Annotated in this window: 21 protein-coding genes and 1 tRNA gene; 13 read left to right on the top strand and 9 right to left on the bottom strand. The window is 58.6% G+C overall.

Annotated elements, in window-relative coordinates; translation table 11 throughout:
* Position 1: 1 nt before the first annotated feature.
* From CU100_RS10145 to phaC, 5 genes are all read right to left on the bottom strand, one after another.
* Positions 2-400, bottom strand: a complete 399-nt coding sequence (locus CU100_RS10145; protein WP_146141832.1) for a hypothetical protein — start codon at positions 398-400, stop codon at positions 2-4.
* Positions 401-412: 12 nt separating this feature from the next.
* Positions 413-883, bottom strand: a complete 471-nt coding sequence (locus CU100_RS10150) for a hypothetical protein (RefSeq protein WP_106716469.1) — start codon at positions 881-883, stop codon at positions 413-415.
* Between the two features lie 162 nt (positions 884-1,045).
* Positions 1,046-1,120, bottom strand: a tRNA-Glu gene (locus tag CU100_RS10155).
* Between the two features lie 134 nt (positions 1,121-1,254).
* A complete protein-coding gene (locus tag CU100_RS10160; protein ID WP_245418987.1) occupies positions 1,255-2,538 on the bottom strand; it encodes a YcbK family protein in 1,284 nt (427 codons plus the stop codon).
* 236 nt (positions 2,539-2,774) lie between these two features.
* The gene (gene phaC, locus CU100_RS10165; protein WP_106716471.1) at positions 2,775-4,595 is read right to left on the bottom strand and encodes a class I poly(R)-hydroxyalkanoic acid synthase; all 1,821 of its coding nucleotides are present in this window, start codon (positions 4,593-4,595) and stop codon (positions 2,775-2,777) included.
* Between the two features lie 116 nt (positions 4,596-4,711).
* On the opposite strand from phaC, the gene CU100_RS10170 reads away from it, so the two are divergent.
* The 8 genes from CU100_RS10170 to CU100_RS10205 all read left to right on the top strand — a co-directional run bounded on the left by CU100_RS10170 (position 4,712) and on the right by CU100_RS10205 (position 13,648).
* Entirely contained in the window at positions 4,712-5,071 is a 360-nt protein-coding gene (locus CU100_RS10170; protein WP_106716472.1) for a hypothetical protein, read from the top strand.
* A 174-nt stretch (positions 5,072-5,245) separates the two neighbouring features.
* Complete coding sequence (locus tag CU100_RS10175; RefSeq protein ID WP_106716473.1) at positions 5,246-6,463, top strand: LL-diaminopimelate aminotransferase; 1,218 nt, start codon at positions 5,246-5,248, stop codon at positions 6,461-6,463.
* A gap of 213 nt (positions 6,464-6,676) precedes the next feature.
* Positions 6,677-7,993, top strand: a complete 1,317-nt coding sequence (locus tag CU100_RS10180; protein WP_106716474.1) for a homoserine dehydrogenase — start codon at positions 6,677-6,679, stop codon at positions 7,991-7,993.
* Positions 7,994-8,170: 177 nt separating this feature from the next.
* Positions 8,171-9,160 (top strand): class II fructose-bisphosphatase, encoded by a 990-nt coding sequence (glpX, locus tag CU100_RS10185; RefSeq protein ID WP_106716475.1) that lies wholly within the window; start codon positions 8,171-8,173, stop codon positions 9,158-9,160.
* A 156-nt stretch (positions 9,161-9,316) separates the two neighbouring features.
* Positions 9,317-9,925: a hypothetical protein gene (locus tag CU100_RS10190; RefSeq protein WP_106716476.1), complete on the top strand. Its 609-nt coding sequence runs from the start codon at positions 9,317-9,319 to the stop codon at positions 9,923-9,925.
* A gap of 75 nt (positions 9,926-10,000) precedes the next feature.
* On the top strand, positions 10,001-11,791 hold the full coding sequence (recJ, locus tag CU100_RS10195; protein ID WP_106716477.1) for a single-stranded-DNA-specific exonuclease RecJ: 1,791 nt from the start codon (positions 10,001-10,003) through the stop codon (positions 11,789-11,791).
* A 145-nt stretch (positions 11,792-11,936) separates the two neighbouring features.
* Complete coding sequence (locus CU100_RS10200; RefSeq protein ID WP_106716478.1) at positions 11,937-13,181, top strand: Y-family DNA polymerase; 1,245 nt, start codon at positions 11,937-11,939, stop codon at positions 13,179-13,181.
* A gap of 269 nt (positions 13,182-13,450) precedes the next feature.
* On the top strand, positions 13,451-13,648 hold the full coding sequence (locus CU100_RS10205; RefSeq protein WP_146141833.1) for a hypothetical protein: 198 nt from the start codon (positions 13,451-13,453) through the stop codon (positions 13,646-13,648).
* 1 nt (position 13,649) lies between these two features.
* Here CU100_RS10205 and CU100_RS10210 read toward each other — a convergent pair whose 3' ends face one another.
* Positions 13,650-14,438: a bestrophin-like domain gene (locus tag CU100_RS10210; RefSeq protein ID WP_106716480.1), complete on the bottom strand. Its 789-nt coding sequence runs from the start codon at positions 14,436-14,438 to the stop codon at positions 13,650-13,652.
* A gap of 429 nt (positions 14,439-14,867) precedes the next feature.
* Here CU100_RS10210 and CU100_RS10215 point away from each other — a divergent pair, with 429 nt between their 5' ends.
* The 4 genes from CU100_RS10215 (at position 14,868) to CU100_RS10230 (ending at position 19,128) form a co-directional block, all read left to right on the top strand.
* Positions 14,868-15,632 (top strand): SDR family oxidoreductase, encoded by a 765-nt coding sequence (locus CU100_RS10215; protein WP_106716481.1) that lies wholly within the window; start codon positions 14,868-14,870, stop codon positions 15,630-15,632.
* 261 nt (positions 15,633-15,893) lie between these two features.
* Positions 15,894-17,078: a M14 family metallopeptidase gene (locus CU100_RS10220; RefSeq protein WP_106716482.1), complete on the top strand. Its 1,185-nt coding sequence runs from the start codon at positions 15,894-15,896 to the stop codon at positions 17,076-17,078.
* A 27-nt stretch (positions 17,079-17,105) separates the two neighbouring features.
* Entirely contained in the window at positions 17,106-18,407 is a 1,302-nt protein-coding gene (locus CU100_RS10225; protein WP_106716483.1) for an epoxide hydrolase family protein, read from the top strand.
* Positions 18,408-18,465: 58 nt separating this feature from the next.
* On the top strand, positions 18,466-19,128 hold the full coding sequence (locus tag CU100_RS10230; RefSeq protein ID WP_106716484.1) for a VOC family protein: 663 nt from the start codon (positions 18,466-18,468) through the stop codon (positions 19,126-19,128).
* 14 nt (positions 19,129-19,142) lie between these two features.
* On the opposite strand, the gene CU100_RS10235 is transcribed toward CU100_RS10230, so the two are convergent.
* From CU100_RS10235 to CU100_RS10245, 3 genes are all read right to left on the bottom strand, one after another.
* The gene (locus CU100_RS10235; RefSeq protein ID WP_106716485.1) at positions 19,143-19,526 is read right to left on the bottom strand and encodes a YciI family protein; all 384 of its coding nucleotides are present in this window, start codon (positions 19,524-19,526) and stop codon (positions 19,143-19,145) included.
* Between the two features lie 19 nt (positions 19,527-19,545).
* Complete coding sequence (locus CU100_RS10240) at positions 19,546-20,196, bottom strand: FMN-binding negative transcriptional regulator (protein ID WP_106717210.1); 651 nt, start codon at positions 20,194-20,196, stop codon at positions 19,546-19,548.
* Between the two features lie 86 nt (positions 20,197-20,282).
* Positions 20,283-21,128, bottom strand: a complete 846-nt coding sequence (locus tag CU100_RS10245; RefSeq protein ID WP_106716486.1) for an NmrA family NAD(P)-binding protein — start codon at positions 21,126-21,128, stop codon at positions 20,283-20,285.
* Between the two features lie 93 nt (positions 21,129-21,221).
* Between CU100_RS10245 and CU100_RS10250 the strand changes: the two genes are divergently transcribed.
* Positions 21,222-21,842, top strand: coding sequence for a TetR/AcrR family transcriptional regulator (locus CU100_RS10250; RefSeq protein WP_106717211.1), 621 nt, complete (start codon positions 21,222-21,224; stop codon positions 21,840-21,842).
* Positions 21,843-21,847: the final 5 nt, after the last annotated feature.

Below are 21,847 nucleotides of genomic sequence, written 5' to 3' on the forward strand. Positions count from 1 at the left end.
GTTAGTGCTTCGCTTTTTTGTCGGTGAGGCCGATCGCTTCGTCAATCATTTGCCGCAGTGCCGGTAGGTCACCGGTGGGCATCGCCAAGGTAATGCTAAAGTCACCCTCGAAGGAAAGAATCAAACCGACGCCCCCTTCATCATTCATCGCCAGAGTTATGCTCTTCGTATCCAAAACCTGAGGATTCGGGCGCTCGTCTTCCGGTATTGCTGGCATTAGCTTGCCCATCATGCCCGTGAGAACTGTAATCAATGCAGGGACAACCGACGCCGCAAACTCAAGACCAAATCTCTTTTTATCTCCTGTGCCCATTAATACGGCGACGGATTTATTTGCTGGTCGGACTTCCGAACTCAAAATCACGTCGAATCTTGGCGCTGTATTTACTAGCTCTGCCATGTGCAATGCCCTCTACGCGCGGGATCGGAATCCATTTACGACCCATCCTAGCGCTAAACCGATCAGAAGGACTGCTATCGGTATGCTCAGCGACATGGCAATGGTGTCTGTGACGTTACGCCAACGTTTTGCTTCGGCGGCGTTCTTTTCTTCTGCCATTGCGATGGGATGAATACGGTCGACATACGTGTTGATTGTATCTGTGGTGCTGCCAAAGGGTACGTAGATTTCAGCCCAACTTAGCCCCTCCATTTTTACCACCTGCAATTTGCCAGCATTCTTGTCTCTGACTAGGAGTGGGTATTCCTTTGACGTAACCTCAAAGGTTCCAAGTTCCTGTGTGTTGGGATTTATGAGATAACCCGTGGTGGAAATATCAGCATGAGGTTGATTGATTTCGGGGTACATGATCAAGACAAAGGATGCGGCCCATACCACTGAAAAGGCGATCCAAGCTCGAAAAAAACCCTTGCGCCAATTCATGATACCCCCCGGTTTGAAATCTTATACCACAATAGATACGTAAGTTTCAGAGGCTGTCAGAATTGTTCTACGGCGCGATCGCGCATTTGGACAGAATTTGGACAAGCGCCAAATCATCAAATGGGAAGCAGTCAAATTGTCAAGAAAAACAAGTAGTTCCGATGGTACGCCCAAGGGGAATCGAACCCCTGTTTGCGCCGTGAAAGGGCGCCGTCCTAACCGCTAGACGATGGGCGCCGCTCGGTTAAGCGGCTTATAGTGAAACAGTTTTTGCGCCGCAACCCCTAAAGCATTCTTTTTCCGAAAAAGTGCAGTTTGTACCGCTCGCGGCATTTGCATGTGCCGCGGCAGCGGTCAAGATTTTTGGTTGCTCAGCCTGCCCTGCGCGAACAGCGCCAGTTCCAATCCCTGGTGGGCCCGATGTCGACATGTACCGATTCGGTATGACAATAGGTGCCCACGCCGCCACGCCCGGGCATGGACCGGGCAAAATTGGCGAGTTCCCACTTGGATATCCCGGGAATCTGTATATCGGCGGCAGCACAGGACATGTGCAGCGACGCCTTGGCGCCGTTGACGAGCCGGTTGTAAGGCGGGCTGCGATAGCCGGACGTCACAATGACCGCCTTGCCGTATCTGCGTTCGATCGCTTTCAGGATGCCTACCAGCTGCGGTTTAAGGCATGCGACCTGGACGCTCTCGCGTTGCACTTTGAGGCCGTTCGGCGCAAGCCGCGCCAGACCTGCGGCAGAGGCAAGAATGACGGGCGCAGCAGCGGCCTCGACGTCATCGTCGTCATAAAGACTATCGCGCTGCATGATCTGGATGCCGGCATTGGGCCTGACACCGGGAAGCGACGACACATATTGCGTCTGGCCGGCGAAGGTACTTGCTGCCGGGGGTGCCGACGCCGTCTGGACAGGCGTATCGACCGCACGAAGCTTGGGTTGCGATTTGGGTTCGATCACGGCAACGAGCCGCTTGCCGGCCGGCTTCGAAAGATTGTTGGAGAACAGCCGCACGAGTGCGCCATTGCTTTTTGCCGCACCAGCCGGCCGCGTCGTTTCTGCCGATGTATCGGCGTCTGCAGTTTGAGCAGATGTGGCGGTTTCCGACTTGGTAGCCGTGGCGCTGGCGGACGGCGTTTCACTCGCCGGTGCCTCTGGCGCAGGGGCAGGCTCTGCTTTTGCGGAACGGCCAAACAGCGATGTTCTTACCTGCGGTGCGGCGACGGCTGCAGCGCTTGCTACTTGTGTTTCTTCAGTCGTTGCTAGAGTGCTCGACCCGAACAGAGACGTCTTGACCGCTGGTTTTGCCTCGGCGGCAGGTTGTTGACGCGTGGTGGGCGTAGTCGCGTCTGCTACTTGAACGGCTTTGCCATCCGCAGCTGTGGCCGCCGCATTGATTGCCTGAAGTGCATTTGTTTCGGTACTGCCTGCCAAGGCCAGAGCCTCTGGGCTCACTGTCTGCGTTTCGCTCGATGGCATGTTGTTTTCGGCTGTCTGCTTAGCATCGCCCTCTGGCGTCAAAGCCGCGGTGACGCCGGGGCTTGAGACTGTCGATGTACACGATGTAGCCGCAACGGCGGATAGTACGATGACGCACGCGATCGTACTTGCCCGCAGGGCTGAAACAGAAGCTGGCAGTAATTTCAACGATTCCCCCGTCTCGTCTTTTCCGGTCCTGTAGTGGTAGTCCGGTCCGCTTTTGTAAGAGCAGAAAGCTCGCGAAGTTCTATTGAAGTGCGAATAACACCGGTCGAGAATCGCCAGAGTTAATGAGTTTTCACTGTTCGCACAAGCTCTCCAGTATAGCTAGAATGAGGCGAAAACGTGATAGGCCACTTTCTCGCCATGGTCTTCAAGTCTTTCCACCCGCTCTTGCACGTGCCTTAAACTCTGACGCGAACATAGTTTCCCGGCGCTTCTGCGAGTATTTCGATGTTGTTTTCACCAGGCCGGCGCGCCGGCACGCGCTCTGGATCCTGCGCTTCGATCCACTTCCCCCAGTGTTTCCACCAGGAGCCTGGATGTTCTGCCGCTTTCGCCAGCCATTCGTCGAATGCACTGTTTGGCTTGCCGCCGGTCCAATACTGATACTTGTTCTTGGCTGGAGGGTTGACGACGCCTGCGATATGGCCGGAGCCCGACAAGACATAGGTCACGTCACCGCCGAAATAGCGGCAGCCTTCGAAGACCGACAACGCGGGAGCGATGTGGTCTTCCTTGGCGGCCAGATTGTAGATCGGGATTTTTACGTCTGCGAGGGAGAGGTTCTCTCCGGCAAGCTTCATCATTCCCCGGACCAGGTTGTTGTCGAGATAACAGTTGCGCAAGTAGTAGGAGTGATTCGCCGCGCTCATTCTGGTGCCATCGGCGTTCCAGTAAAGCAGGTCAAACGGCACGGGATCGCGCCCACGCATGTAATTGTTGACCACGTAGGGCCAGATCAGGTCGCCGGAGCGTAGCATGTTGAACGCCGTCGCCATGCGCGTCCCGTCCAGATAGCCTTCCGCCGACATGGCCTTTTCCAGCGCCTGGATCTGGTCTTCGTCAACAAAGACCTTGAGGTCGCCGGCATGGGTAAAATCCACTTGCGTCGTGAAAAGCGTCGCGCTCTTGATCCGTTCGTCGCCTTCTTTGGCGAATAGCGCCAGTGCTGCGCTCAGCAGGGTTCCGCCAACGCAATATCCGATGGCGTTGATTGATTTTTCTCCGGTGGCCTTTTCAACGGTGTCCATCCCGAAGCGCAGGCCCTCGTTGATATAGGCGCTCCAGTCCTTGGTGGCGTGCCGCTGATCGGGATTGACCCATGATATGACAAAAACCGTGTGGCCGTGGTCGACCGCCCATTTGATGAAGGACTTCTCCGGATTCAGGTCGAGGATGTAGAATTTATTGATCCATGGCGGGCAGATCAGGAGAGGGCGCCTGAAAACCTCCTTAGTCGTTGGCTCATACTGAATGATTTCCGCGACTTCGCTGCGGCCGACAACCTTGCCGGGGGTGGTAGCGACATTTTCCCCGAGCGAAAACTTCGTAAGATCGGACTGACGCAGGCGAAGGTCGCCGCCGCCGGCGACAATGTCTTCGGCCAGCATCTTCATACCCCGAACCAGGTTCTCGCCGTTGCTCGCAACTGTTTCCTTGTAGAGCTCCGGGTTGGTCAGCAGGAAATTGCTCGGCGATGCCGCGGTGGTGATCTGCTTGACGTAGAACGCAGCCTTGTGCCGCGTGTGATCGTCCAGCCCTTCCGCATTTTCGACGAGATCACCCGCCCAGCGAGCAGTAACGAGATAAGCCTGCTTGAGAAAATCGAAGAAAGCGTTCTTGCCCCAGTCCTCATCAGCGAAGCGCTTGTCACCCTTGTCGGGCTTCACGACGTCCTCCACTTCTTCACCGCTTATGCGGCGAATGGAGTTCGACCAGATCACCATGTAGCTCGAGAAAAGCTTGGTTTGTGCTTCAAGCGCCCTGGCAGGCTCGGAAAGCCAATATTCGGAAACCTTGGAGAGTGTCTTCACCACGTCCGTGACAGGGTCGGCGAGCGTGTCGCGCTTCAGGCCTTTCTCGCGCGGTTCGACCCAGGCGGAAGCCGCCTTGCCGGCCTGTTCAATCATGTGCGCGACATTGCGTGCAAAGGCCTCCGGGTCCTTGACTACATAATTATCAAGGTTGGGGGTTTTGCCGCTCTTGTCGCCCTGATTGTCCATACAGTCGCTTCTCCCGTCGATGCACGATATTGACATCATATCACAAATCGGTGCTATCCCTCTAAAGTGCAATTGTTACGACAATGATGAAACGATTTTCGCAGTCAGGACACATAATGAGCATTTCGGTCAAAAACATTATGCGCTTGTCTGGTGGCGCCATTCTCATTGCCAGCCTCGGTGCCTGCGCCAGTCAGCAGACGGCACCCATGTCCAACTCGCCGCTGACGGGTCCGGTGAATACTGGCACCTATCCCCATTTCACGCCCGATCCAAAAGGTGAGACGACGCAGTTCACGCCAGAAGAGAAAGATGCGCTGCGTTCAAGAACTTCTGTCGCCAAATCCGGACAGGCCGGACCCTCATCCGATCCAGCCGTCGCCGCTCGCAGGCAGGCCGAATTGCAACTCTTGAAGAAACAGCAGGAAGCCGATCTGAAGGAAATCGAGGGAAAATCGTCGTCCACGCCCCAGTAATCTTGCGGCTTGCACGGTCGCGCCGACTATGCGGAATGGCAAATCTACGCCCCCAGATCCTGAGCTATCCTTCCAGTTACGCGCAATGATTGCTCGACCAGTGTAGCGTTTGAGTGTATAGCGCACGCCATATGAAGCCATTGCTCCAAACCCTTTTCAACCGGACCCAGCCCTATGGAAGAATTTCATAAAGTTCGCCGCCTGCCACCTTATGTTTTTGAACAGGTTAATCGCCTGAAGGCGAGCGCGCGAGCGGCGGGGGCGGATATTATCGATCTCGGAATGGGTAATCCGGATTTGCCGACACCACAGGGTATAGTGGACAAGTTGTGCGAGGCCGTTCAGGATCCCCGCACCCATCGGTACTCCTCCTCGAAGGGTATCCCGGGTTTGCGCCGCGCGCAGGCAGCCTATTACGACCGCCGCTTCGGGGTGAAGCTCAACCCCGATACGCAGGTCGTGGCGACGCTTGGCTCCAAAGAAGGGTTCGCCAACATGGCGCAGGCCATCACCGCGCCGGGCGATGTGGTGCTTTGCCCGGACCCTACCTATCCTATCCATGCTTTCGGCTTCATCATGTCAGGCGGTGTGGTCCGCTCGATTCCGGCGATGCCCGATGACCAGTTCATTCCAGCGTTGGAGCGCGGCGTTCGTCATTCCATTCCCAAGCCTCTGGCGCTCATTCTTAACTATCCCTCCAATCCGACCGCCCATGTTGCATCGCTGGATTTCTACAAGGACGTGGTGGCTTTTGCGCGCAAGAATGAAATCATCATTCTCTCGGATCTGGCCTATTCGGAAATCTATTTCGACGATGCGCCGCCTCCCTCCGTCCTGCAGGTTCCCGGTGCGATAGATGTCGCGGTTGAATTCACCTCGATGTCCAAGACCTTCTCGATGCCCGGATGGCGGATGGGTTTCGCGGTTGGCAACGAACGGCTGATTTCGGCACTGACCCGTGTGAAATCCTATCTCGACTATGGCGCGTTCACTCCGATCCAGGTGGCCGCTGCCGCAGCGCTGAATGGTGATGGTTCGGATATTGCGGAGGTGCGCAACATCTACAAGCATCGGCGCGACGTTCTGGTGGAGAGCTTTGGCCGTGCCGGCTGGGATATACCCGCACCTGCGGCGACGATGTTTGCCTGGGCACCGATCCCGGAGAAGTTCCGCAGCCTCGGTTCGCTGGAGTTCTCCAAGCTATTGATCGAACATGCCGATGTCGCGGTCGCGCCTGGCATTGGCTTCGGCGAACATGGCGACGACTTTATCCGCGTCGCGCTGGTCGAGAATGAACACCGCATCCGTCAGGCAGCCCGCAATCTGAAGCGGTTTCTTTCAACCGCGGAAGAGAAATTGCATAACGTCATTTCGTTGAATGCGCACCGCTAAGAACCCGTGTTGAAACTCTACTGCGGCAGCCATCTGACGCGATTTTCTGTGCTTCCGGTGCTCACGTACTTTATGTACGCTGCGCTCCGGATCCCGAAAATCACGCCACCTGACTCGCCGCGGCGACTTTCAAACGAGTTCCAAGCGGCAGTGCTGGCACTGAAATTAGCGGCGCCTCCCGGCGCCGTCTCAATGAACTCAGGGATTTGAATAATGAGTGAAGCGCTGCGCGTGGGAATCGCCGGACTGGGGACTGTTGGTGCCTCGGTTCTGAAAATATTGAGCGACAAGGGTGAAATGCTCACCCGCCAGTGCGGCAAGGAAATCATTCTGACTGCCGTGTCGGCACGCGATAAAAATCGAGATCGCGGCGTGGATTTCTCGTATGCAACCTGGTTCGACGATCCTGTGGCGCTGGCAAAGTCCAACGATATCGATGTCTTTATTGAACTCATCGGCGGGGACGAGGGCTCGGCACGAGCCTCGGTCGAGGCCGCTTTGCGGTCGGGCCGTCACGTTGTCACGGCCAATAAGGCGCTTCTCGCCAAGCATGGTGTCTCGCTCGCGAGAATCGCCGAAGACAAGGGTGTTCTTCTGAACTTCGAAGCGGCAGTCGCTGGAGGTATTCCAGTGATCAAGGCACTACGCGAGTCCCTTACCGGCAATACGGTTTCACGGGTCTATGGCATCATGAACGGCACCTGCAATTATATCCTGACGCGCATGTGGGACGAGGGGATCTCGTTCGAGGATTGTCTCGCCGATGCCCAGCGCCTCGGCTACGCGGAGGCTGATCCGACGTTCGACATCGAAGGCAATGACACAGCTCACAAGCTCGCGATCCTGACCAGCCTTGCCTTCGGTACGCAAATCAGTGCGGACGATATCTATCTCGAAGGCATAAGCAATATCTCGCTCGCCGACATTAAAGCGGCCGATGAACTTGGCTACCGCATCAAGCTTTTGGGCGTCGCGCTCAAGACCGAGAGTGGCATCGAACAGCGCGTACATCCAACGATGGTTCCGGTCGAATCCGTGATCGCGCAGGTGCATGGCGTCACCAATGCCGTCGCGATCGAGACAGATCTCCTGGGGGAGCTTCTACTGTCCGGTCCAGGCGCGGGCGGCGCTGCGACTGCCTCGGCTGTGATAGGAGATCTGGCGGACATTGCCAAAAGCCGCCCAGGCTTTCAGCATGGGCCGGTATTTGGAACGCCGGCCAGGGCGCTCGCGCCTTACAAGCGCGCCAAGATGCGTGCACATGAGGGCGGTTACTTTATCCGCCTCACCGTTCATGACCGCGCAGGTGTTTTCGCTGCTATCGCCAAACGCATGGCCGATAACGACATTTCGCTGGAGTCCATCGTTCAGCGACAGAGCGCGACCGACCAACCCGAAGCGACCAAGACGGTTATTCTCGTGACGCACGAAACGACCGAGGCAGCTGTGAAGAAGGCGCTCGAAGGCATCGTCAAGGACGGGCATGCGACCGACAACCCGCAGATGATCCGGATTGAACGAGCCGGCTGAACACCAGGAAAACACCAGCTATAGCGTTTAATCGATTAGCTTTTTTGACGAGGCGGTTTTCTTGGCCGTCTGCTCTTGCCGCTGCGTTTCGACTTTGACAAAAGGTTTGCATAGCAATGCTATGGAAGGTCGCATTCATCCGGAATGCGGCACGTCCACACCAACGCAGGGATTACTATGCTCAAAACTTCCGACCACAACGAAGCAGGTCTCGACCGCATTTTGACGCTCGAACTCGTGCGCGTAACCGAGCGGGCAGCCGTTGCCGCGGCGCGATTGCGGGGGCGCGGCGATGAGATGGCAGCGGATCAGGCGGCGGTTGATGCGATGCGCCAGGAACTCAATCGCCTGCCGATATCAGGCACAGTCGTAATCGGCGAGGGCGAGCGCGACGAAGCGCCGATGCTCTACATTGGCGAGGAAGTCGGTACACGCAACGGACCGGAAGTCGATATCGCGCTCGATCCGCTGGAAGGCACAACCATTTGCGCCAAGAACCTGCCCAATTCGCTCGCCGTTATTGCCATTGCCGAAAAGGGTAACCTTCTCTACGCACCCGATGTTTACATGGAAAAAATCGCCGTGGGACCCGGCTACCCTGCCGGGATCATCAATCTGGACGCGCCTGCCATCGAGAACATCATGGCTGTGGCCAAGGCCAAGGGCGTGCCAGTCAATGAAATCACCGCCTGCATCATGGATCGTCCCCGTCATGCCCGGCTGATCGAGGAAGTGCGCGCAACCGGCGCCGCCATCCGCCTGATCGGCGATGGCGACGTGGCTGGCGTCATCCACACGACCGATCCTGACGAAACCGGCATCGACATCTATATCGGCATCGGTGGTGCACCGGAGGGCGTACTTGCGGCTGCTGCATTGCGTTGCATCGGTGGTCAGATGCAAGGCCGCCTGCAGTTGAACAGCGACGACAAGATTGCCCGCGCCGCCAAGATGGGTATAAGCAATCCGAAGAAGATCTACACCATGGAAGAGATGGCAAAGGGCGATGTGCTGTTTGCCGCAACGGGCGTTACGGATGGCAACCTGTTATCCGGTGTGAAATTCGCCCGGGATTACATCGAGACCCATACGGTGGTCATGCGGTCTCATTCCCAAACGGTCCGGGAGATCAAGGCAAAACATCAGGATATGGCGAAGTTCCAATAGGAAAATCGTTCCGGACGACCTGGAGCATCCAAGCTGCCGGTTCAAAGACCGGCAGCTTTTTTAATCCTGTTTACTGACAAATGCTGCTGTACCCTATTGGAACGACAGTATTTTTGCTATTTTGGTTTCAGAGGGATTTATTCAGTCGGAACAGCCATGAATATGCAACGAAGAATAGCCAGTTGCGCATTGTCAGGGGTTTTGGGTCTGGTCCAGATCCCGGCGTCGCATGCGCAGGAGGTAGACCCTGATCTCATTCAAGGCTATCGCTCCGGGGATATTCTGAATAGCTTGCCCGACACATCCGGTCCATTCACCGTCATCAGCCGCAACAGCGATCCCCAGAACTTCAGCGCGACCGTCGAATATGGCGGCGTCGATGCACGCGCGATCGTGTCGATCAACGGCGTCAGGGCAAGCAACGTGCCCGGCATCTATCCGGTCAGGGATGGGCCAGACGACCCCGTCGTGCGCAGCCTTCTCGACCAGGCTTTTCAGTATCACAGCACCCAGCCCGGCCAGATAGCGCAGCGGACGAATGTGAGCTATGGCAACCGCGCCATGGCCTGCGTCAGTTCCGATGATCCGCAGAAGAAAGACGACTTCCTGGTTTGCGCCACAGGCGTCCTCGGAAGATACCTGCTTATCCAGCCCGTCATCAATTACAGGCTGAGTTCCAAGGAGGTCGTTGATCGCCAGCTTACGGACTTCGCGTCGTCAGTCGCTTCCACGGTGAGTGCTCTCGCTCTATCGCCCGGAAACTGAGCGTTTGCAGCAAATGCCGTTGGATAGGCCCTTCGGAGGATTGCAATCATTGCCGCCGAATGATTAACCGGAGCGATGATAGCTGAACGGCTTTTTCTCGGCGTTGAACAATCCGCAACTGGTCTGAGATGGATCGACCGGCTTGGCCAACGCGAGGCCAATGTAGCGCTCGCCATGGCTCAGAACCACGGTTTCCCCGATCTGGTAACACGGGTCCTGGCGGGAAGGGGCGTCGGTCTGGATGACGCCTCGGCCTTCATGGAGCCGACGATCAAGAGCCTGATGCCTGACCCCGAGTCGCTGACCGACATGAGCAAGGCGGCGGAACGCATTGCCAAGGCAGTCGCGAATCGGGAAAAGGTCGCTATCTTCGGCGATTATGATGTCGATGGCGCCTGTTCTTCTGCGATCCTGTCGCGCTTTCTCGGCCACTATGGCATTGCCAACCGGATTTACATCCCTGACCGGATTTTCGAAGGCTACGGCCCCAATCCTGCTGCCATGCAGGAACTGGCGGGGCAGGCGTCCCTGATCGTGACCGTGGACTGCGGTACCAATAGCGCAGCGGCAATCGTGGCGGCCAGAGACGCCGGTGCCGATGTGGTGGTGCTAGATCATCATCAGGTCGGCGGCGAATTGCCCGAAGCGGCGCACGCGGTGGTCAATCCCAATCGTGAGGACGACTTGTCAGGACAAGGTCATCTATGCGCCGCTGGCGTCGTATTCCTGACGTTGGTGCAGATTTCGCGGGTGCTGCGCGAACAGCACGCAGGCACAGTTGGACCGGGTCCGGACCTCTTGTCGTTACTCGACCTCGTGGCCCTTGCCACCGTGTGCGATGTGGTGCCGCTGAAGGAGCTCAACCGTGCTTTCGTGGTGAAAGGTATCCTCGTTGCGCGAGCCCAGCAGAACGCCGGACTTGCGGCGCTGGCCCGGGTATCGCGCATCGGTGAGCCGCTAAATGCCTTTCATTTCGCATACTTAGTCGGTCCACGCATCAATGCTGGCGGGCGGATCGGCGATGCGGGGCTCGGCGCCAGGCTACTGACGCTGGATGATCCGAACGAGGCGATGCGCATTGCCGAAGAGCTCGACCGGCTGAACCAGGAACGCCAGGCGATGGAAACGATCATGCTGGAACAGGCGGAAGCGGAGGCAATGGCGGAGCTTTCGACGGCGACCGGACCGGCCATTCTGGTGACCGCCAATGACGAGTGGCACCCCGGCATCGTCGGGTTGATTGCGGCGCGGCTGAAAGAGAGGACGCGCCGCCCGACCTTCGCCATCGCATTCAACGCCAGTGGAACGGGCAGCGGCTCCGGCCGCTCGATCAACGGTTTCGACCTTGGAAAACTGGTACGGAGCGCCGTAGAACAGGGACTCCTGATCAAGGGCGGCGGTCATGCGATGGCAGCGGGAATCACCGTAGAACGCAGTAAAATGGGCGCTTTGCGGGCGTTTTTCGAGGAAAGCGCCAGTGAAATGGTCGGTCATCTGCGCGGCAACGCATCCCTTGCCATAGACGGCGCGCTGAGCGCTGCCGGCGCTACGGTTCCGCTCTACGAAACCATGGAAAGGGCGGGTCCTTTCGGATCCGGGCACCCCCAGCCAGTGCTGGTTCTGCCGCATCACAGGCTCGTAGACGCGAGGACTGTCGGCACGAGCCATGTGAAGGTCACGCTGGAAGGCGCGGATGGCAAACGCATCAACGCGATAGCGTTCCGGGCCGTCGGAAGTCCGCTCGGAGACTTCCTTTTCCGGGAACTCGGCCAGTCGCTGCACGTGGCTGGGAACCTTGCGCTCAACCATTGGAACGGGTCGACAAGCACGCAATTTCGCATCCTGGACGCTGCCAAAGCACTTTGAAAATCGCAGATTACCGGCCATTCTTGTGCGAGATCGGGACATTCTTGTGCAAGAATTGGAGAAACTTATCCTCATTTCCCAAAAATCCTGTTCCAATTTTCCGCTATCCATGTTCTAGTTTTGTTCTCAGATGAGAACTTTGAAAATGCGTAAACCGACCCATACCGAGAAACTGTATCTGGATTTCGACAGCTTCTTTGCAAGCGCCGAGCAACAGCTCGATCCGGCGCTGCGAGGACGTCCGGTTGCAGTTGTGCCGCTTGACTCGCCTCATACGAGTGTCATCGCCGCGAGCCGCCAGGCGAAGCCCTTCGGTGTCAAGACAGGCACGTCGGTGAAGGAGGCCAGGGAAAAATGTCCCGATATCGTCTTTGTCGAGGCACGACCGGACGTATACGTAAAGTTGCATAATCGTATACTCGAGACGATCGAGCGCTGCGTGCCAATCGCCGCCGTCCGCTCCATAGACGAGGTGGCTTGCAACCTCTTGCAATCGGAAGCACGTGACGCGCCCGGCCTTGCGGCGCGTATCAAGCGGGCCTTGCATGGCGAGATAGGTCCGGTCCTTACCTGTTCGATCGGCATTTCAGTCAACGAGTTGCTCGCCAAGATCGCAGCGGAGATGGAGAAGCCGGACGGTTTCGTGCGTCTGGATCACGAGGACTTGCCCGGTCGGCTGCTCGATCTGGGGCTGCGCGATTTGCCGGGGATTTCCAAGGGCATGGAGACGCGCTTGAGCGAGGCCGGCGTGAGCGACATTGCCGGTCTGTGGAGCCTCGCACCTAAACATGCCCGCGCCATCTGGAACAGCGTCGAGGGTGAGCGCTTCGTCGCGGCGCTGCATGGTTACGCGGTGGAAAAAGCGGACACGGTCAAGCGCATGTTCGGCCACGGCCGCAACCTGCCGCCCGACTGGCGTGCGCCGGAAAAGGTGTTGCAATGCGCAAGGCTTCTGAGCTTGAGCGCCGCTCGACGCCTGCGCCGCTCGCATTATCGCGCGGGCGCCATGAGCTACACTGTCGGCGTTCGGCGCGACAGCCGCGTGACGCTGGAGGGCCAGTTCCGCCCGGCGCGCGACGACCACACTTTTCTCAAGTGCCTCAATGATTTGCACGCGAAGATGATAGCGCAAGGTGAGATGCGCAATATCAGCTCGGTGACCGTGGTGCTGCACGATCTTTCGTCGGAAGAGGAGGCGAGCCGGGACCTTTTCGATACGCGGACAAGCGTGAATCAGCGCGGCCAGTGGGAGCGTGTGTCGGACGTTCTCGACAAGATACGCGTGCAGCACGGTTCGAAGGCGCTCAATCTCGGTTTGACCAATGGGCCGGGGAATTATATCGGCTCCAAGATCGCATTTGGCCGGATCCCCGAGGCGGAGGATTTCTGAGGGTGTGGCGTTTATCGCCCGCCTTGTCGGGAGAAAGGGTTTTCAGCATCTTAGCCCTCGCTAAGTGCTAAAATTGCCAGAGAGGGATTTGCCTCACTGAGCTACCCCCTCACTTGGATTTTCCCTGGATTTAGCAAAGAGGCTAGATCCAGGGAAATCCTTTCTCTCCCACAAGGGAGATAGCCATTGGGACCGCGGCAAAGCGGATGTCAAAGCGCGGTCACCGTGCTAAGGCGGTGCTGAACCGAACCGCACAGGAGGAGACAGAGATGCGAATCGTCAAGCTTGCCGTCCTTGTGGCCCTTTCCTTGCCTGCCGGCTGCAGCAGCACGGGTAGCAGCGCGAGCAATAGCTGGCAGCGCGTGGAGAATTATTTCATGAACCCGGCACGCTCCTGTGCCTCCGGCTACTACGACTGCAGCCTGCGCACCAGCAACAGGGCGCGCGATGAAAGCAGACGCCACTGAATCACTGCGGCGCGGTCTGGCCTGGCGGCGGCAAGGCGGCGATCTGTTCCAGCAGCCGCAGGAACGGACCGGGGCTGAGTTCCGCCGGCTGGATGTAGGGGTTGGAGAAGGCGTAGATCAGAAACAGGATAACGCCGGTATAGGCGCCGAAAAGCGAGATCAGAATGATATTGCGGTGCGTCGGCGGATAAGAATAATAGGCTACCGCGATGAAGATCACCCCGGAAATGGCGGCGAACCAGAATATCCCGTTGAGGGCATCGGCAACTGTGCTCTCGCGCTTGGTGCGGCTTTCCGAGACAAGATAGATCCGGTCGAGCATGTGACCGCGCAAGCTTTGCTGGCGCGGGTTGGTGGGCACCAGATCAAGTATCGCGCGATAGGATTCATCCCACTGTGCCCAGGCTTCCGGCGAAAGCCGGTTGGTCTCGCCCAGTCCACGCCACTCCTTTTCGATGACGACGCGGACATAGTCGGAGAGCTCCTTCTGAATATTCACCTTCTCGGTGTCGCCATAGCGCCCGGCATCGAAATAGATGTCGGCGATGGCATTGGCCTCGGTAGCGGTCTGCAGCCGGAGTTGCTGATAGCTGAACATTTCCTGCGCAAAGACCAGCGCCAGGATCAGCCCGTGCATGGCAGAGACTCGGAAGACGACTGAACTTGCGAGGTCCCTTTCATGGCTCTCGTGCTCATTGCCACTCATCCAGCGCATGAGAAAATAACAGGCGAGGGTGAGCGCAATCGTTGCGCCGACGAAAATGGCACCGATAAGAATTCCCAACACCATACATGTCTCCCGCCAGACGGTTCGTTCGGTGAGTTGTCGCGCGCTGAAAGCGGCGAGCACAGCGAAACCGCTACAACCGTGGTATCCCCAGGGTAGCAATGTACGGGGTTTTTGCGGAAAGGCTACCTGGGACTCATCTGAGCGTGTAGCCCCTGATCAGCCCTTTGGGCCCCAAGCCTGCCGCTTCGAGGATGAGTGCTGCCACGGCCTCTGCTTGCGAGATCATGAGACGTTTTGTCTGCTTGCTCGGACACATCGCCCACGAAGTCGGCGGGTCCGTTGTCAAGCTGCGACCCGGTCATTCAATACGTTGATCGGAGTTTCTGAGACACGGCACGTTAGATCAGCGACGCGACTTTTTTCCGTGTAGATTATAGTTCAGGTGAGCTATCGCCGAAAACGGGATTCTTTACGGGAGGGAAGAGATCGATGGAATTGTTCGACCTTAAGGGACAGGTTGCGATGGTGACGGGCTCGGGCAGTGGCATCGGCCAGGCTATCGCGATTGGTTTGGCCGAGGCCGGGGCCGACGTAGCCTGTTTTGGCCATCTCTCAAGCGGCGGTTTGAATGGAACAGCGGATAGGATTCGCGCTCTTGGCCGCCGAGCCTTAACATTCGAAGGCTCCGTAACCTCTGCCGCGGACCTAATGGAAGCGGTCGATTTGACGGAAAAGGAGCTTGGCTCTTTGGGGATTGCTGTCAATAACGCAGGTATCGGCGCCGGCGGCGATGCCGAGACGCTTCCACTGGAGAACTGGCAACGCGTTTATGATGTAAATGTAACGGGTGTTTTTTTGTCCTGCCAGGCGCAGGCACGCGTAATGCTTCCCCGGAAGAGGGGCTCCATCATCAACATTGCTTCAATGTCAGGTTCGATAGTCAATCGTGACTTGAAACAAGCCGACTACAACTCATCCAAGGCCGCGGTTATCCACCTGTCAAAAAGCTTGGCAATGGAATGGATCGACCGCGGTGTCCGGGTCAATTCGATAAGCCCGGGCTACACGCTGACGCCGATGAACCGGCGGGCTGAAGTCGCGGATCAGGTGAAAATATTCGAACGGGACACCCCCATGGGCCGCCTTGCGGCACCTGAAGAAATGGTCGGTCCTGCCGTATTTCTTTCAAGCCGCGCTTCGTCATTCGTAACTGGTATCGATCTCGTCGTGGATGGCGGATTCGTGTGTTGGTAGTCGCAACTTAACCGTTACGTACTTGCTGTTTGCGCCTGCCGCGCGTTCAACTGCTTCAAGCATTGTAGAGCATCCAGATTGTCATGCAATGCAGCGCTGCCGCTGGGCCGGCAAGGACGAGCGCTACAAGAAACGGTCACGCCTGCGGTAGCTGTCTATGCCCCGGGATTTGCATGAAGACGTTCAGGCGTGTCGCCGGAAACCTTGTGGCCGACGTCAATGCCGTTATTTCCAACCTGAATTTCACAAAGGACCTCCATCATGTCGGACAAGCCTATAGAAGGCCTCGATCGCCGCGACTTCATGATCGCATCCATTGCCACGGTCGGCGTGTCGGCGGCCTTCGCTATCAACGCTGGTGCCGCGAATGCCCAGGACGCAGCGGCACCCGCTTCGCAGGCAACCGTCTATACTGGCGATGTGGTGCAGGGAAAGAAAGTTGTCAGTACACTCGACGTCAACGACCTCGAACCCGGCAAGAAGCATCTGTTGTATTTTCAGGGTGTACAGATGCCAACGGGCCAGCAGCGGTATGCCTCTGTGATCGTCGCCAAGGGCGCAAAGCCGGGCAAGCGGGTCGTGCTGGTCAGCGGCGTCCATGGCGACGAGATGAGTTCGGTGCACACGGTCCAGACCGTGATGAACCAGCTCGATCCGCGCGAAATGTCCGGCACGGTGATGGGGGTCACTGACGTGTCCGGCCCGGCGATCGAGGCCATGCAGCGGCGATGGCCGAATTCGGGCCGGGGCATCGATCTCATCGACATGAATCGGGAATGGCCCGGAAACGAGAATGGTGTCACCCCGACCAGCCGGCACGCCGGACTGCTGTTCAACCGGCTTCTTCGACCCAACGCCGACGTCGCTATCGACTTCCACACCGGGACAACCGGTTTCGAGGTTTCGGCTTTCAATATTGCCAGCATGGATGTACCCGAGATCAAGGCAATCGTTGAGCTTTATCCCGTCGCGCAGATTTTCGACAATCACACCTATCCCGGCGTGCTGCACAACGCGTTTGTAGACGCGGGCATCCCGTCTTTCTGCCCGGAGGTTGGCGCTGCGCGGGTCCTGGATCTCGAATTGATCGCCCAGTTCGTGGAAGGCACGATGAATGTTCTCAAGCATCATGGCATCCTTGCCGGCCCAATGGGACGCACCGGCAAGGACGCGGGCGTCTTTGTCGGCAACAGTGCGTTTCCGATCCTCGCGACGCAGGGCGGGTTCGTCGAGCATCTGGTCAAGCTCAACGACAAGGTCGAAGCCGGACAGAAGATATGCATCCAACGCAACAGCTTCGGCGAGGTGGTTGCGGAATATACCAGCGGCGTGGCCGGAGAGGTGGCGGGCCTGCGCAGCGATGTAACGAGCGAAGCCGGCAACCCCCTCGCATTCATCCTGTACCAGAAGGCGCCGCCGGAGGGTGCCGAGACCTATCCCGAGTAGTTCACCGATCAAACGAGGGGAAATGCGATGAGAAGGCTTTTCACGACGCTTGCGGCAGTCACGCTTTGGTTCCTGGTTGTCGCCGTTGGCGGTGCGCTGCCGCCCGTACTTGCAGGGAGCCCCCAGGCAGCCGAAGACACCTCCATAAGGCCGTTCAGCGTCGAGGTGCCCGAGGAGGAACTCACCCGACTGCGCCGCCGTATCCAGGAGACGCGCTGGCCCGACCGCGAGACGGTGACTGATCAATCCCAGGGCATACAGCTCGAGAAGCTCAAGCCGCTCGTCGAATATTGGGGCAGCGACTACGACTGGCGCAAGATCGAGGCGAAGCTGAATTCCTTGCCGCAATTCGTCACCAATATCGACGGGATCGACATCTATTTCATCCATGTCCGCTCGAAACAGAAAGACGCCTTGCCTGTGATCATCACCCATGGCTGGCCCGGATCGGTGTTCGAGCAGCTCAAGATCATCGACCCGCTCACCGATCCTGTTGCCCATGGCGGGCAGCCGGAGGACGCGTTCGACGTGATCATTCCGTCAATGCCCGGCTATGGCTTTTCCGGCAAGCCGACGGACACCGGGTGGGGTCCGGACCGCACCGCCAAGGTCTGGGCAGTGCTGATGAAGCGCCTCGGCTATACGCGCTATGTCGCCCAGGGTGGCGATTGGGGTTCGCCGGTATCGAGCGCCATGGCGCGCCAGGCTCCGGAAGGCCTGCTCGGCATCCACATCAACTTGCCGGCCATCGTTCCGCCCGAGATTGCGGCAGTGCTTGCCGTCGGCGGGCCCGCGCCTGAGGGATTGACCGAAAAGGAACGCAAGACATTCGACGCGCTTGCCGCGGCCGGCAAAATGGGGAACCGGTCCTATGCGACGATGATGGGCACGCGGCCGCAGACAATCGGCTATGCCATAACGGACTCGCCAGCCGGCCTCGCTGCATGGATGCTCGGACATCCGGGTTTTTCCAGATGGACATACAGCAATGACGATCCGGAGAAATCCGTCGACGAGGTGCTGGACGACGTCACGCTTTACTGGCTGACGAACAGCGCAACATCATCCGGTCGGCTCTACTGGGAATATGGCGGTGGACGCAGTCCCGCGCTGTCGGCGGTCGAGATGACGTCCGAGATATCGCTGCCGGTGGCAATCACGGTATTTCCGTGGGAAAACTATCGCGCTCCGGAGACATGGGCCCGGCGCGCCTATCGCAACCTGATCTACTTCCACGAGGTCGACAAGGGCGGGCATTTCGCCGCGTGGGAGCAGCCGGAGCTTTTCAGCGCCGAGCTTCGCGCCGCGTTCAAATCATTGCGCCAGTAGATATCCAGAAGAGCCGAGGCGGTTCTTCAATTGCAACAGGCATCAGGAGGACCTTGCCATGAGTGCAGAGATAAACAAATCAGGGACAGTGGACATGAAGCTCGAGATTGTCGTCATTCCCGTTTCGGATCCCGACCGCGCCAAGGAATTCTACGCGAAGCTCGGGTGGAGGCTGGACGCCGATTTCTCCGGCACAGACTACCGAGTGATGCAGTTCACGCCGCCGGGCTCCGGTTGCTCGGTAATCTTTGGCAAGAATGTCACCGCTGCGGCCCCGGGCTCCGCCCAGGGGCTGTATCTGATCGTGTCCGACATCGAGGCGGCCCGCAGGGATCTCATCGGACGCGGCGTCACGATCAGTGAAATCTTCCACTCTGAAGGCGAGACCTATACCGGCCCCGACGAGCCCTACCTGTTTGGACGGGTACGGGTCAATGGACCGGACCCGCAGCGCGGCACCTATCGCTCGTTCGCATCGTTCAACGATCCCGATGGCAATGGCTGGCTATTCCAGGAGATCACGGCGCGACTGCCCGGACGCATAGATGCGAGCGAGACGACCTTCGCCTCGGTAAACGACCTTGCGGCCGCGCTGCGCCGTGCAGGCGCGGCGCATGGCGAACACGAGAAACGGACTGGCGGCGAGTACGATGTGAACTGGCCCGACTGGTATGCGGAATACATGGTCAAGGAGCAGTCCGGCCAACCGCTGCCTGACTGAGCGGAATAAACGCGTCAGGCTGTCTCGTTCGGCTCGAGTGGCGCTCCCGGGCGATAGAGCAGGATCGGCCTGATTTCATAAACGGCGGTCGGATTGGCACGCCGCAGTTCGCGCGCGGCGGCGATGGCGTCTTCGATCGCCGGGCAATCGACGATGTAGAAGCCGAGCAACTGCTCCTTGGTTTCGGCGAACGGGCCATCGATGACCATGCCGGCATCCTTGCCGCGCAGGGTCACGGCGCGCCCGGTCGGGCCAAGGCGTGCGGCCGGGCCGAGGCGTTTCTGCCGGACGAGACGATCATTGACCTCGAGCAGATCGGCCATCAATGCCGCATCCTCGTCCTTGGTCCATGATTCGACCACTGCCTCCTCGTGGTAGGCAAGAATGGCATAGTGCATGACTGAAACTCCCCGTTGTTCAATGACGCTCGTTCGGTCCGCCACTGCGCACCAGTTCCGCCATCGCATGTGCTCCGGCTGTGTCGCGCTCGGCTGCGAGGCCATCCGCAACACCTGTGCGGTCGCTTTCCGGGCGGTTCTGGCTGACCTTCCACTTGCCTTCGATCGCAGCGATTTCGATCTCGATTCCGACGATGCCCTTGAGCTGCGCTTCGATATAGGTTTCGGGTGCGTCATCCACCGCCCAAGGCATGGCGCGGGGCGCCTCGTTGCTGACCGTCAGCTCTGAGACATGCTGTCTCAGCCACTCCCGATCCTCGATCACCCTTGCTGTGCCGCGCACCTGCACGATCGCATAGTTCCACGTCGGCACCACCTTGCCGGTCTCCTGCTTGGTCGCATACCAGGAGGGCGTCACATAGCTCTGGGGACCCTGGAAGACGATGAGCACGCGGCCATCGCCGGCGAGCTGGCGCCATTGCGGATTGGCACGTGCGAGATGGGCGTGGAGCGTGCCTTGCGGCGAGGCATGCGTATCGAGCAGGAAGGGAATAGCATTGGCGTTCGGACCGTCTTCGCTGCTGTTGATCAACAGGCCGAGCGGGTGCGCCCTGATGAGCGCATGCTGGACGTCGAGCCTCTCCTCGCGGAAATGCGGTGGCTGGTACATGCGCGATGCTCCTTGGTCATTTGCGGCGGAGTGTGCCTCATGACCCGGCTTTGCACAAGGCGCTGAGCATGCGGCAATGGGTGCGATCATGCCGCGCCCCGCCATAGGCCCGTTGCTGCCGTTTCGCGCGCATAGTCGGTGAAATCCCGCGGCGCACGCCCGAGCGCCTGCATGACGCCGTCCGTCAGATATTCATTGCGGCCATCGAGCACCACCGTAAAGAGCTCGTTGACGAGCGCGGCGATTTCGTTGGGAACCGCGGCCTGCTGCAGACCCTGCATGAACTGCTCCGGGGTGATCGTCGCGTAGTCGATGGGCCGCCCGGCGGCTCTGGATATTTCGGCCGTGGCCTCGGCGAAGGTCATGGCGCGGGGCCCGGTGACCTCGTAGAGCTTTCCGATGTGGCGATCATCGGTAAGCGCTGCAGTGACGACATCGGCGATGTCGTCGGTGTGGACGAATGGTTCGCGCACGGTGCTGGCCGGCAGCGCCAAAGCGCCGGAACGGATCGGATCGAGCAGCATGCTTTCACTAAAATTCTGCATGAACCAGCTGGCGCGGACAATGGTCCAGTCGGCCCCCGACGCCTGCAACAGTGCTTCGGCGCGCTGCGCTTCTGGTTCGCCGCGGCCCGAGAGCAGGACGAGGCGCCCGACACCCTTGGTGATTGCGAGGCGTGCGAAGTCGGCAACGGTATCCGCTGCACCGGGGAGGGCTAGGTCGGGATAGTAGGTGACATAGGCAGCCGAGACGCATTCGAGCGCCGGTGCCCAAGTTTCCCGATTTTCCCAATCGAATGATGGACTGGCGCTGCGCGAGCCGATGCGCACGGGAATATCCCGAGCTGTCAGCCGATCCACGACACGGCGGCCGGTCTTGCCCGTGCCGCCGACGATGAGAACTGGAAACTGCGAGGTGCGGAAGGTGGTCATTTTCATCTCCTCTTAAACATGAGCAAGTCTCATATTTGCAAAAGTGATAAATCCTCATATTATGTGAGTCAAGCAAAAATGTGAGGAATGCTCATGAATGAGAATTTGGCTTTGGAAAGCGTGCGTCGCGAGCCTACGCAGAAGCGCAGCCGCGAGCGTGTGGAGCGGATCTTGAGCTGCGCCTCGGCGCTCATCGAGAGAAGCGGGAGTGACGCCATGCGCATGAGCGACGTTGCGGAAATGGCCGGAATCTCCATCGGTTCGCTGTACCAGTACTTTCCCGACAAGGGCGCAATCATTCGCACACTGGCGGAACGCTATAATGCTCTCGGCCGCCAATGTATTGCGGAGGGGCTGCAAGGCGTGACCGACCGCGAAGGCCTGCGGCGGGCATTTGGCGAGCTGATCGATATTTACTACGCGATGTTCCTCGCCGAACCGGTGATGAGGGACATCTGGTCGGGGACACAGGCAGACAAGGCCCTGCGCGATATCGACCTCGCCGATAGCCGCATCAATGGGGCGGTGCTGGCGGCAGCGCGGGCGCGGGTCGAAGCGGGTGCCGATCGCGCGGAACTTGAAACATCGAGCTTCCTGATCATGCAGCTCGGCGAGGCTACGATGCGCCTCGCGATTTCGGTGGAGCGCAGGGAAGGCGACGCGCTGGTAGAGCATTTCAAGCGCATGGTGCTGCGCGAAATGATGAAGGGGTAGCGGAT

Origin of the sequence: Phyllobacterium endophyticum, assembly GCF_003010935.1 — a bacterium.
GTDB classification, from domain to species: domain Bacteria; phylum Pseudomonadota; class Alphaproteobacteria; order Rhizobiales; family Rhizobiaceae; genus Phyllobacterium; species Phyllobacterium endophyticum.

Bases quoted from the DNA above. Each gene is read 5' to 3' on its own strand.
- CU100_RS10145 (WP_146141832.1), bottom strand. From the start codon at position 400: ATGGCAGAGCTAGTAAATACAGCGCCAAGATTCGACGTGATTTTGAGT.
- CU100_RS10150 (WP_106716469.1), bottom strand. From the start codon at position 883: ATGAATTGGCGCAAGGGTTTTTTTCGAGCTTGGATCGCCTTTTCAGTG.
- phaC (WP_106716471.1), bottom strand. From the start codon at position 4,595: ATGGACAATCAGGGCGACAAGAGCGGCAAAACCCCCAACCTTGATAAT.
- CU100_RS10170 (WP_106716472.1), top strand. From the start codon at position 4,712: ATGAGCATTTCGGTCAAAAACATTATGCGCTTGTCTGGTGGCGCCATT.
- CU100_RS10175 (WP_106716473.1), top strand. From the start codon at position 5,246: ATGGAAGAATTTCATAAAGTTCGCCGCCTGCCACCTTATGTTTTTGAA.
- CU100_RS10180 (WP_106716474.1), top strand. From the start codon at position 6,677: ATGAGTGAAGCGCTGCGCGTGGGAATCGCCGGACTGGGGACTGTTGGT.
- glpX (WP_106716475.1), top strand. From the start codon at position 8,171: ATGCTCAAAACTTCCGACCACAACGAAGCAGGTCTCGACCGCATTTTG.
- CU100_RS10190 (WP_106716476.1), top strand. From the start codon at position 9,317: ATGAATATGCAACGAAGAATAGCCAGTTGCGCATTGTCAGGGGTTTTG.
- recJ (WP_106716477.1), top strand. From the start codon at position 10,001: ATGATAGCTGAACGGCTTTTTCTCGGCGTTGAACAATCCGCAACTGGT.
- CU100_RS10200 (WP_106716478.1), top strand. From the start codon at position 11,937: ATGCGTAAACCGACCCATACCGAGAAACTGTATCTGGATTTCGACAGC.
- CU100_RS10205 (WP_146141833.1), top strand. From the start codon at position 13,451: ATGCGAATCGTCAAGCTTGCCGTCCTTGTGGCCCTTTCCTTGCCTGCC.
- CU100_RS10210 (WP_106716480.1), bottom strand. From the start codon at position 14,438: ATGGTGTTGGGAATTCTTATCGGTGCCATTTTCGTCGGCGCAACGATT.
- CU100_RS10215 (WP_106716481.1), top strand. From the start codon at position 14,868: ATGGAATTGTTCGACCTTAAGGGACAGGTTGCGATGGTGACGGGCTCG.
- CU100_RS10220 (WP_106716482.1), top strand. From the start codon at position 15,894: ATGTCGGACAAGCCTATAGAAGGCCTCGATCGCCGCGACTTCATGATC.
- CU100_RS10225 (WP_106716483.1), top strand. From the start codon at position 17,106: ATGAGAAGGCTTTTCACGACGCTTGCGGCAGTCACGCTTTGGTTCCTG.
- CU100_RS10230 (WP_106716484.1), top strand. From the start codon at position 18,466: ATGAGTGCAGAGATAAACAAATCAGGGACAGTGGACATGAAGCTCGAG.
- CU100_RS10235 (WP_106716485.1), bottom strand. From the start codon at position 19,526: ATGCACTATGCCATTCTTGCCTACCACGAGGAGGCAGTGGTCGAATCA.
- CU100_RS10240 (WP_106717210.1), bottom strand. From the start codon at position 20,196: ATGTACCAGCCACCGCATTTCCGCGAGGAGAGGCTCGACGTCCAGCAT.
- CU100_RS10245 (WP_106716486.1), bottom strand. From the start codon at position 21,128: ATGACCACCTTCCGCACCTCGCAGTTTCCAGTTCTCATCGTCGGCGGC.
- CU100_RS10250 (WP_106717211.1), top strand. From the start codon at position 21,222: ATGAATGAGAATTTGGCTTTGGAAAGCGTGCGTCGCGAGCCTACGCAG.